This is a genomic window from Erwinia sp. V71 (genome assembly GCF_965644245.1).
Classification (GTDB): Bacteria; Pseudomonadota; Gammaproteobacteria; order Enterobacterales; family Enterobacteriaceae; genus Erwinia.
The window spans coordinates 50,380-61,437 of the sequence record NZ_CBFFRK010000017.1; the positions used below are offsets into that span (position 1 = coordinate 50,380).

At 53.5% G+C, this 11,058-nt stretch carries 8 protein-coding genes; 6 read left to right on the forward strand and 2 right to left on the reverse strand.

Annotated elements, in window-relative coordinates:
• Positions 1 to 254 precede the first annotated feature (254 nt).
• The 6 genes from yeaG to ACSZO1_RS06370 all read left to right on the forward strand — a co-directional run bounded on the left by yeaG (position 255) and on the right by ACSZO1_RS06370 (position 8,227).
• Positions 255 to 2,189 (forward strand): protein kinase YeaG, encoded by a 1,935-nt coding sequence (gene yeaG, locus ACSZO1_RS06345; protein WP_437610636.1) that lies wholly within the window; start codon positions 255 to 257, stop codon positions 2,187 to 2,189.
• A gap of 88 nt (positions 2,190 to 2,277) precedes the next feature.
• Positions 2,278 to 3,558: a YeaH/YhbH family protein gene (locus ACSZO1_RS06350; protein WP_437610638.1), complete on the forward strand. Its 1,281-nt coding sequence runs from the start codon at positions 2,278 to 2,280 to the stop codon at positions 3,556 to 3,558.
• A gap of 246 nt (positions 3,559 to 3,804) precedes the next feature.
• The gene (locus ACSZO1_RS06355; protein WP_437610640.1) at positions 3,805 to 5,532 is read left to right on the forward strand and encodes a potassium/proton antiporter; all 1,728 of its coding nucleotides are present in this window, start codon (positions 3,805 to 3,807) and stop codon (positions 5,530 to 5,532) included.
• A 77-nt stretch (positions 5,533 to 5,609) separates the two neighbouring features.
• Positions 5,610 to 5,843 carry a DUF1480 family protein gene (locus ACSZO1_RS06360; RefSeq protein WP_437610642.1) on the forward strand — a complete coding sequence of 78 codons (234 nt, stop codon included), beginning with the start codon at positions 5,610 to 5,612 and terminating at the stop codon, positions 5,841 to 5,843.
• Between the two features lie 349 nt (positions 5,844 to 6,192).
• Complete coding sequence (locus tag ACSZO1_RS06365) at positions 6,193 to 6,882, forward strand: sugar transferase (RefSeq protein ID WP_437610644.1); 690 nt, start codon at positions 6,193 to 6,195, stop codon at positions 6,880 to 6,882.
• Between the two features lie 154 nt (positions 6,883 to 7,036).
• Positions 7,037 to 8,227, forward strand: coding sequence for a multidrug effflux MFS transporter (locus ACSZO1_RS06370; RefSeq protein ID WP_437610646.1), 1,191 nt, complete (start codon positions 7,037 to 7,039; stop codon positions 8,225 to 8,227).
• A gap of 2 nt (positions 8,228 to 8,229) precedes the next feature.
• Here ACSZO1_RS06370 and dadX read toward each other — a convergent pair whose 3' ends face one another.
• A complete protein-coding gene (gene dadX, locus ACSZO1_RS06375) occupies positions 8,230 to 9,300 on the reverse strand; it encodes a catabolic alanine racemase DadX (RefSeq protein WP_437610648.1) in 1,071 nt (356 codons plus the stop codon).
• Between the two features lie 20 nt (positions 9,301 to 9,320).
• Positions 9,321 to 10,625, reverse strand: coding sequence for a D-amino acid dehydrogenase (locus tag ACSZO1_RS06380; RefSeq protein WP_437610650.1), 1,305 nt, complete (start codon positions 10,623 to 10,625; stop codon positions 9,321 to 9,323).
• Positions 10,626 to 11,058: the final 433 nt, after the last annotated feature.

Consider the following 11,058-nt stretch of genomic DNA (forward strand, 5'->3'; position numbering starts at 1 on the left):
GTTTGTGACTTTGTTATTGAAATTTCATTAGAAACTGCTGGCAGCTAAGGAAATTTCCTAAATGCCATCTACAGTTAAAAGTAAGACGCGAATTTTGTACGAGCAGAGTGACCATAAGAATTGTGTATCCCGATAAAAAAACGTCAGGTTGGCATAAGGGTTGCTGTACTCATATAGAGAATATCTTCCGGGAGCAGCCAGATCTTTTTTAAGCTCCTATTACCTGTGCTAAAAACGAAAGGACGGGCATCGCTATGAATATATTCGATCACTATCGTCAGCGTTATGAAGCTGCCAAGGATGAAGAGTTTACACTGCAGGAATTCCTCGCCGTCTGTAAGCAGGATCGCAGTGCATACGCCAACGCGGCGGAGCGACTATTGATGGCTATTGGTGAGCCTGTGATGGTCGACACTGCCCTGGAGCCACGCCTTTCCCGCCTGTTTTCCAACCGTGTCGTGGCGCGCTATCCGGCGTTTGAAGAATTTTACGGTATGGAGGAAGCGATTGAACAAATCGTCTCCTACCTGAAACACGCCGCACAAGGTCTTGAAGAGAAGAAACAGATTCTGTATCTGCTGGGTCCGGTCGGTGGTGGTAAATCTTCGCTGGCTGAACGCCTGAAATCGCTGATGCAGCGTGTTCCTATCTATGTGCTAAGCGCAGATGGCGAACGCAGCCCGGTCAACGACCATCCGTTGTGCCTGTTCAATCCACAGGAAGATGCCAACATTCTCGATAAAGAGTACGGTGTTCCGCGGCGTTATCTGGGCACGATTATGTCGCCGTGGGCCGCAAAACGCCTGCAGGAGTTTGGCGGCGATATCACCCGCTTTAAAGTGGTGAAAGTCTGGCCGTCCATTCTGCAGCAGCTGGCGATCGCCAAAACCGAGCCGGGTGATGAGAATAACCAGGATATTTCCGCGCTGGTCGGTAAAGTGGATATCCGTAAACTGGAAAACCACGCGCAGAACGATCCTGATGCTTACGGTTACTCCGGTGCCCTGTGTCGTGCCAACCAGGGGATCATGGAATTCGTCGAGATGTTCAAAGCGCCGATTAAGGTGCTGCATCCGCTGCTGACCGCGACCCAGGAAGGTAACTACAACGGTACTGAAGGGATCTCCGCCCTGCCGTTTAACGGCATTATTCTGGCGCACTCCAACGAATCAGAGTGGGTCCAGTTCCGTAACAACAAAAACAACGAGGCGTTCCTTGACCGTGTGTATATCGTCAAGGTGCCTTACTGCCTGCGGGTTTCCGAAGAGATCAAAATCTACGAGAAACTGCTTAACCACAGTGAGTTGTCCCATGCGCCATGCGCCCCGGGCACGCTGGAAACACTGGCGCGCTTCTCGATTCTGTCGCGCCTGAAAGAGCCGGAAAACTCCAGCACTTACTCGAAAATGCGCGTTTATGACGGCGAGAGCCTGAAAGATACCGACCCGAAAGCGAAATCCTACCAGGAGTATCGCGATTATGCCGGTGTCGATGAAGGCATGAACGGTCTGTCGACGCGTTTCGCGTTTAAAATTCTGTCGCGGGTATTTAACTTCGACCATGTCGAAGTGGCCGCCAACCCGGTGCATCTGTTCTACGTACTGGAGCAGCAGATTGAACGCGAGCAGTTCCCGCAGGAGCTGGCGGAGAAATATCTGGAGCACCTGAAAGGTTATCTGATTCCAAAATATGCTGAATTTATTGGCAAAGAGATTCAGACCGCCTATCTCGAGTCCTACTCGGAGTACGGACAGAATATTTTCGACCGCTATGTGACCTATGCGGACTTCTGGATTCAGGATCAGGAGTATCGCGACCCGGATACCGGCCAGCTGTTTGACCGTGAGTCCCTGAACGCGGAACTGGAAAAAATTGAGAAGCCTGCCGGTATCAGTAATCCGAAAGACTTCCGTAATGAGATCGTGAACTTTGTGCTGCGCGCCCGGGCACACAATAACGGTCGTAATCCGAACTGGACCAGTTACGAAAAACTGCGCACGGTTATCGAGAAGAAAATGTTCTCGAACACCGAAGAGCTGTTGCCAGTGATTTCGTTCAACGCGAAAACATCTACGGATGAGCAGAAAAAACACGACGATTTCGTTGACCGTATGATGGAGAAAGGCTACACCCGTAAACAGGTGCGCCTGCTGTGCGAATGGTACCTGCGGGTACGTAAATCGTCTTAAAGTTGACGCTGATGTAAACCAGAACAGGTAAGGATACAAAATCGGAAAGGTCGGGTACGCCCGACCTGCTTGCAATGTTGGGGGGACTATGGCCTATTTTATCGATCGGCGGCTGAACGGTAAAAACAAGAGCGCGGTAAACCGCCAGCGCTTCTTGCGCCGTTACAAGTCGCAAATCAAGCAGTCGATCTCCGAGGCCATTAACAAGCGTTCGGTTACCGACGTGGAAAGTGGTGAATCCGTCTCCATTCCGGTGGACGATATTCATGAGCCGGTTTTCCATCAGGGACGCGGCGGCCACCGCCATCGCGTGCATCCGGGCAATGACCACTTTGTGCAGAATGACCGTGTCGAGCGTCCGCAGGGTGGTGGTGGCGGTTCTGGCAGTGGTCAGGGCAATGCCAGTCAGGATGGTGAAGGTCAGGATGAATTCGTCTTCCAGATTTCCAAAGATGAGTACCTCGACCTGCTGTTTGAGGATCTCGCCCTGCCCAATCTGAAAAAAAACCAGCATCGTCAGCTCAACGAATACAAAACCCATCGCGCGGGTTATACCGCCAATGGTGTGCCGGCCAATATCAGCGTGGTGCGTTCACTGCAGAACTCGCTGGCGCGCCGCACGGCGATGAGTGCGGGCAAACGGCGTATGCTGCACGAACTGGAAGATGCGCTGGAAGAAGTGGCAAAAGCCGAACCGGTGCAGTTGCTGGAAGAGGAGCGTCTGCGCAAAGAGATCGCCGAGCTGCGGGCGCGTATCGCGCGGGTGCCATTTATTGACACCTTTGACCTGCGTTATAAAAACTTTGAGAAACGCCCGGAGCCTTCCAGTCAGGCGGTGATGTTTTGTCTGATGGACGTTTCCGGTTCAATGGACCAGGCCACCAAAGATATGGCGAAGCGCTTTTATATTCTGCTGTATCTGTTCCTGATCCGTACCTATAAGAATGTGGAAGTGGTGTATATTCGCCACCATACGCAGGCGAAAGAGGTGGATGAGCAGGAGTTCTTCTATTCGCAGGAAACCGGCGGCACCATTGTCTCCAGCGCGCTGAAACTGATGGATGAAGTGGTGAGAGAGCGTTACGATCCGGCACAGTGGAATATCTACGCTGCGCAGGCGTCGGATGGCGATAACTGGGCAGATGACTCACCGCTGTGTCATGAGATTCTGGCGAAGAATATTTTGCCGGTGGTACGCTACTACAGCTATATCGAGATCACCCGCCGTGCGCACCAGACGCTGTGGCGTGAGTATGAACACCTGCAGGCGACGTTTGATAATTTCGCCATTCAGCATATCCGCGAGCCGGAGGACATTTATCCGGTATTCCGCGAGCTGTTCCATAAGCAGGCTGAAGAGAGTTATTAATCTCCGTCACCAGCCAGACGCCCTGTCTGGCTGGCCCATTTGCTGCGCAAGCGCTTCAATTCGCTTAATAACCTGCTAAATATGCCTTCTGACGTGCGTTTACCGGCTGATAATGTCTGGTATTTTATACTATGCCCGGTATTTTCCCGGTGAAAAACATTGCATTAGCAATAATTTTTGACATTCATCGCTGCGTTTTACACACTGTAAAAATACCCACCCTTTCAGACACCAGGAGACCCGCCATTGGACGCCAGCGCGATTTATAGTTTGTTTATCATCGGTTCCGTGCTGGTCGCGTCGAGTATTCTGCTAAGTTCTTTCTCCTCGCGTCTTGGCATTCCTATCCTGGTGATCTTCCTTGTGCTCGGCATGCTGGCGGGCATTGACGGTATTGGTGGCATCGCTTTCGATAACTATCCGGTGGCGTATCTGGTCTCTAACCTCGCGCTGGCGATTATTCTGCTGGATGGCGGCATGCGTACCCAGGCCAGTTCGTTTAAGGTGGCGCTGGGCCCGGCACTTTCCCTCGCCACTGTCGGTGTACTTATCACCGCTGGCCTCACCGGCGTGATGGCTGCCTGGCTGTTTCATCTCGATTTAATGCAGGGTTTTCTTATCGGCGCGATTATCGGCTCCACCGACGCTGCAGCGGTATTTTCTCTGTTAGGTGATAAAGGCCTTAACGAGCGTGTCAATGCGACACTGGAGATCGAGTCCGGCAGCAACGACCCGATGGCCGTGTTTCTGACCATCACGCTTATCGAAATGATACAGCAGGGGCAAACCGGCCTCAGCTGGATGTTTGTCGTGCATCTGGTACAGCAGTTTGGCCTCGGTATTGTGCTGGGGCTTGGCGGCGGCTGGGCCGTGTTACAGGTGATCAACCGCATTTCCCTTGCCAGTGGCCTCTACCCCCTGCTGGCGGTCAGCGGTGGCATCCTCGTCTTTGCACTCACCACTGTGCTGGAAGGCAGCGGGATTCTGGCGGTCTATCTGTGTGGTTATGTCCTTGGTAACCGACCAATTCGTAACCGCCACGGTATCCTGCAAACCTTCGATGGTATGGCATGGCTCAGCCAGATCGGCATGTTCCTCGTGCTGGGCTTACTGGTGACTCCGTCCGATCTGTGGCATATCGCACTGCCAGCGATGCTGCTGTCACTGTGGTTGATTCTGGTCGCGCGCCCGCTCTCTGTACTGGTCGGTCTGCTGCCCTTCCGCGGCTTTAATATCCGTGAACGCTTCTTTATCAGCTGGGTGGGTCTGCGTGGCGCCGTGCCAATTATTCTGGCGGTCTTCCCAATGATGGCCGGGCTGGACAATGCGACGCTGTTTTTTAATATCGCCTTCTTTGTTGTGCTGGTTTCGCTGATGCTGCAAGGCACTTCGCTGGGCTTTGCCGCACGTAAAGCGCGGGTCATCGTGCCGCCGATGGGTGTGCCGATTAACCGTGTCGGACTCGATATTCATCCGGAAAATCCGTGGGAGCAGTTTGTCTATCAGCTCAGTGCAGATAAATGGTGTGTTGGTGCAGCATTACGCGATCTGCATATGCCACGCGAAACCCGTATTGCCGCGCTGTTCCGTAAAAACCAGCTGCTGCACCCTACCGGTAACACCCGCCTGCAGGAAGGCGATGTGCTCTGTGTGATTGGACGTGAGCGTGACCTGCCAGCACTGGGTAAGCTGTTCAGCGAATCGCCGCCGGTGGCGCTGGATCAACGCTTCTTTGGTGACTTTATTCTCGAAGCGGATACCCGTTTGCGCGATGTTTCGCAGATTTATGGCCTTGAGCTGGATGCCGATATGGACGATCAGCAGACGCTCGGTCAGCTGATTCTCGATATGATTGGCGGTGCACCGGTGGTCGGCGACCAGATTGAGTGGAAAGAGCTGATATGGACAGTAGCCGAGAAAGAGGATAACCAGGTGATCAAAATCGGTGTGCGCGTACCGCAAGAGAAGGAATAATCCGAGAGCAAATGGCTCGATTTCCCGTCAGGAAAGACTACGCTTACTATTCACGTCTTTGCTGATGGGGAAATATTATGGGTCACGTACTCAAGATTGGGCGCTACGAGATTATCGATGCTGAAATGGATACGGATAATCTGGGGACTATCAGTATTCCCTGCAACACCAATCCCGGCCTGAGTTATCAGCTGGATGGCTGGGACACTGACACCAGCGTCCCTGCCTGGATCGATGGCAACCCGGTCGATCTTGATGTGGGACACTATGATAAGCAGCATGACCGCTGGGTGCTGAAAAAACCTGCCTGACAATTGCTGCTGATGCCGTGATTATATCGCGGCTTTTTTTTGCTATTATTTCTGCTGGAAAAAGTCAATGCACTGAATTCCAGGAATAATATTAAAGCCACGAAAAAATTAGACATTAGTCTATTTCTTTTAGGACTATTACCCTATTAACTAATTCCACTTTATCCTGCATACTGTTACTCGTTGTCGTAAGAAAAGTGAAATAAGTCTTAGTTTTCCGCATTACGCCTGACAACGCAAGTTGCTCAAAAATAACGCTTATCAGATTGATTATTGACAATGATCATCCGGTTCCTGGAAAAAACATGATTTCAGGATAGCCATCACTCGTTATAAGAGAATCGCTATTATGGAAGATTTAAAAGTCATTTCCCACAATCGTCAGAAACGCGCGAGCTCGTCAATTTCCGCCGTCAGCCCTGCGCTGGCGCGACGTTCCTCACAAGCGCTGAAGCGCAGTTTTGATATTGTCGTCGCGGCCTTATTACTGATGTTTCTCGCCCCGGCAATGCTGGTGTTATGGCGTATGGCATCACGCGAGGGTGGCAAAGGGATTTATGGTCAGCAGCGTGTGGGAAAAAATGGCAAACGCTTTACCTGCTATAAGTTTCGCACCATGGTGACTGATGCTGACGAGCGTCTGCTGCTGGCGACCAGCGAGCAGGCACGCCACGACTGGGAAGATGATTTCCGTCTCGAGCAGGACCCGCGCGTGACCGAATTCGGTCAGTTCCTGCGCAGTACCAGCCTTGATAAACTGCCGCAGCTGTGGAATGTGTTACGCGGCGATATGAGTCTGGTAGGGCCACGCCCGATTATGGCGGTGGAACTGGAACGTTACGCCAGCAAGGCAGGCTATTATACGCTGACAAAACCGGGTATTACCGGACTGTGGCAGGTATCCGGCCGTCGCGGCAATGATTATGCCACCCGCGCCCATTATGACGCGCAATATGCCAGCAACTGGAACGTCTGGTCCGACAGTCTGATTCTGTGCAAGACCGCCGGTGAATTAATTCGCGGTAAAGAAGTACAGTAATCTGCGCGCCATTACGCTGATGTTAATGCACGTTGCAGTAATGTGCATTAACATCACCGCCACCGCACCAAATACTAACAACTCCCCCTTTTCTTTTCCGTAAGTTACCTCTAACCTGTGCGCCCTGCTTGTTTTCGGATGTCGCACCCTGCTTATGCAAAAATTCACACTACTGTTATTAAGCCTCGTTCTTCTCGCGCCGCTTGGTATTGATCTTTATCTGCCAACGCTGCCGCAAATTGCTGAAGGTCTGGCGACACCGGTCAGCCATATTCAGACCACGATCCCGCTGTTTCTGCTGGTAATGGGACTGGGCCAGCTGGTCGCCGGCCCGCTGGTCGATAATTTTGGCCGTAAACCGATCGCGCTGATTGGTCTCGGGCTTTATATCGTCGGCAGTGTGATTGCCGCACTGGCCGTGAACTGGCCGATGTTCCTGCTCGCCCGCCTGGTACAGGGCACTGCCGTCTGCTGCACTGCCGTGGTGGCATTCAGCGGCGTGCGTGACCGCCTGAATGGCGAAGAAGCCGCACGCGCCTACGGTTTTCTTAATGGTGCGCTGAATATCGTTCCTGCGCTGGCACCTATGCTGGGCGGTTTTCTCGCCGATGCGTTTGGCTGGCGCGCACCATTCTGGTTTCTCACCGCCTATGCGCTGCTGGTCGGCGTGATTGTGGTGCTGTTCCTGCCGGAAACCCGTCCGGCGGATACCCAGCCAGTGAAAGGTCTGCCGCTGCGCCAGTACTGGCAGATCCTGCGTCAGCCGCGTTTCCTTGCCTTCGCCTTCGCTAACGCAGGCGCACTCGGTATGGTGCTGACCTATGTCTCGCTCGCACCGCAGGTGCTGATGACGGAAGGACAACTCAGTCCGCTGCAGTTCTCTGTCGCCTTTGGCGCTAACGGCTTCTGGATTATGCTGGTCAGTGTGCTGGTGAATAAGATGATCCGCAAAGTGGGCCGTCCGGTTTGTCTGGCTATTGGCAGCCTTGCGATGCTGATCGGCGCACTGATGCTGTCCGGCGGCGTCGCCCTGCTGCCAGCGGCATGGCAGTTACACTGGGCGCTGTATATGTTGCCGGTAGGCGTTGCAGTGACGGGTCTGGCCTTTACCGTCGGTCCGGCCACCAGCTACGCGCTGGAGCCGTATAAGCAGCAGGCAGGTGTGGCATCCGCACTGGCTGGTTTTATTCAGATGGCGCTGGGTTCATCGGCAGGTTTACTGATGATGGCGATACCGCTAAGCGAGAAAAGCGCACTGGCGCTGATGATGGTGGTGGGAGCCATACTGGCGTTTATCGCCTGGCGTTGCAGTAAAACAGCGCGCGGCACCCTCACCGCGCTCTGAATTTAGCGGACTTCGACCGGTACGCGTGGGGCGAGCGCACACATCAGCTCGTAACCTACCGTACCGGCAGCACTGGCGACATCATCGATTTTCACCGTGTTGCCCCACAGTTCAACCTTACTGCCGATGCCAGCCTGCGGGCAAGGCGTCAGATCCACCGTAATCATATCCATCGATATCGCCCCCACCGTAGTGGTACGCACACCGTCAACCACCACCGGCGTGCCCGTTGGGGCATGACGCGGATAGCCATCTGCGTAACCACAAGCCACTACGCCAATACGTTGCTCACCTGCTGCACGGTAACGCGCGCCATAGCCAACAGCATCTCCACCCTGCAGATTCTGAACCGCGATAATTTCGCTGTTCAGCGTCATGGCCGGGCGCAGACCACAGTCGGCAATATCCTGCCATGACCCGCTCGGCGATGCGCCATACAGCACAATCCCCGGCCGTACCCAGTCAAAATGGGTTTCCCTATGCCACAGTGTGGCAGCGGAGTTTGCCAGTGAACGCGGGCAGTTCAGTCCTTCTGCAGCGCGCTCGATGCGTTTCATCGGCTCTTCGATGCCTTCTGCGCTTTCCGCTTCAGCAAAGTGCGCCATTAAGGTCATATCCGCGACATTTTTCAGCTCGCGCAGTTTATGCCAGGCATTATGTACCTGCTCCGGCTTAAAGCCTAAGCGGTTCATACCGCTGTTCATTTTAACGTAGATATCCAGCGGTGCAGAGAGGCTGGCATTCGCCAGCGCCTGGATTTGCCAGTTGCTGTGCACACTGGTGGTCAGACGATAGCGGTCAAGGATCTGCAGTTCATCAGGGTGGAAAAAACCTTCCAGCAGCAGGATCGGTTTCTTCCAGCCGCGCTCGCGCAGCAAAATCGCCTCTTCCAGATTCAGCAGCGCAAAACCATCGGTGTCCGACAAACTCTGCCAGACACGATCAATACCATGACCATAAGCATTCGCCTTGACCACTGACCAGACGCGGGAGTGTGGAGCCGCCTGGCGGGCAATGGCCAGATTTTGTCGCAACGCGGCAGTATCAATGGTTGCGACAATCGGACGTGACATAACTTCTCCTTGTAAAAACCTTAACGCGTGACGTCGGCACGGTGTAACCTGGCGCCATCAGTAGCGGAAGAACCTGTAAGATAACGCATTACTGACAGGTCGTCAGCGGCAATGGCCGGAGTTTTGCCGGAAATAATATCTGCCAGCAACTGGCCGGAACCGCAGGCCATGGTCCAGCCAAGCGTACCGTGTCCGGTATTAAGGAACAGGTTTTTCAGCGGAGTGCGGCCAACAATTGGTGTACCGTCTGGTGTCATCGGGCGCAATCCGCTCCAGAATGTCGCCTGTTCAATATGGCCACCGGTCGGATAGAGATCGCGTACCACCATTTCGAGCGTTTCACGCCGTGCAGGCAACAGTTTATTGTTGTAACCGACGATCTCCGCCATGCCGCCAACACGAATACGCTGATCAAAGCGGGTAATAGCCACTTTATAGGTTTCGTCGAGCACAGTGGAAACTGGCGCACCGGCTTCGTCTTTCAGCGGAATGGTCAGTGAATAACCTTTCAGCGGATAGACCGGAATCGGCAGGATATTACGCAGCAAGGTGGTGGAATAAGAGCCAAACGCCAGCACATAGGCATCCGCTTTCACCACTTCCTCGCCACACTTCACACCATAGATTTGGTTGCCGTCACGCAGCAGCTGATCGACTTCGCTGTTAAAGCGGAACTGCACGCCAGCGGCTGCCGCCATCTCCGCCAGACGCTGGGTGAACAGCTGACAGTCGCCGGTTTCATCATTCGGCAGGCGCAAACCGCCCGTCAGCTTATGGCTGGTCGCCGCCAGCGCCGGTTCCACGCTGGCCAGCTGTCCGGCCTCCAGCAGCTGGTAAGGCACACCGGCCTGTTGCAGCACGGCAATATCCTTCTCCGCGCTTTCATACTGTTGCGCAGTGCGGAACAGTTGCAGCGTACCGCCCTGTCGACCTTCGTAACGAATACCGGTGTCTTCGCGCAACGCTTTCAGGCAGTCGCGGCTGTATTCCGCGATACGTACCATACGGCTTTTGTTCTGCTGATAGTGGCGCATATCGCAGTTGCGCAGCATCTGCCACATCCACTCCAGCTGAAAACGGCTGCCATCCAGGCGAATCGCCAGTGGCGCATGGCGCTGAAACATCCACTTCACCGCCTTCAGCGGCACACCCGGCGCCGCCCACGGCGCAGCATAACCGGGTGAAATCTGCCCGGCATTTCCTGCGCTGGTTTCCAGTGCGGCACCAGGCTGACGGTCGATGACCGTCACTTCATGACCCGCCTGCGCCAGATACCAGGCGCTGGCCACGCCGACTACCCCACTTCCCAGGATGACAACTCGCATAACCACTCCACAGCAGGCAATAAAAGAACAATATACTGTTTAAATGCCAGTGACTCGGATAATGATACTAACGAAAAACCGGCAACATCGCGGTGAACTATTTCACATCTTTTTTACCTGACAGGTAAGTAAAAACAAGACAGGTGGCTAAATTCGGCAGAAAATAGGGCTGAAAGGAGGTTTGCAGTAGCAAATGATAAAAAGGCAGTATTATTGGCTTATTGCCAGCAGAAACGAAACGCGTCATATAAAAATATTATAAACAGCATATTATCCTGTTTTATTGTTTATTTTTCGTATCTTTCAACATCGCAAGACTCTTTTTTTTACCCGGCTCGATTTTCTGCCAAAGATTTGGTCGTGACGCAGACTTAGTGTTGTTGTACTCTTTGCCCTTTGGATGATTGATGGCAAAGATTGATGTGGTTTGTCC

Bases quoted from the DNA above. Each gene is read 5' to 3' on its own strand.
- ACSZO1_RS06380 (WP_437610650.1), bottom strand. From the start codon at position 10,625: ATGCGAGTTGTCATCCTGGGAAGTGGGGTAGTCGGCGTGGCCAGCGCC.
- ACSZO1_RS06360 (WP_437610642.1), top strand. From the start codon at position 5,610: ATGGGTCACGTACTCAAGATTGGGCGCTACGAGATTATCGATGCTGAA.
- ACSZO1_RS06370 (WP_437610646.1), top strand. From the start codon at position 7,037: ATGCAAAAATTCACACTACTGTTATTAAGCCTCGTTCTTCTCGCGCCG.
- yeaG (WP_437610636.1), top strand. From the start codon at position 255: ATGAATATATTCGATCACTATCGTCAGCGTTATGAAGCTGCCAAGGAT.
- ACSZO1_RS06365 (WP_437610644.1), top strand. From the start codon at position 6,193: ATGGAAGATTTAAAAGTCATTTCCCACAATCGTCAGAAACGCGCGAGC.
- dadX (WP_437610648.1), bottom strand. From the start codon at position 9,300: ATGTCACGTCCGATTGTCGCAACCATTGATACTGCCGCGTTGCGACAA.
- ACSZO1_RS06350 (WP_437610638.1), top strand. From the start codon at position 2,278: ATGGCCTATTTTATCGATCGGCGGCTGAACGGTAAAAACAAGAGCGCG.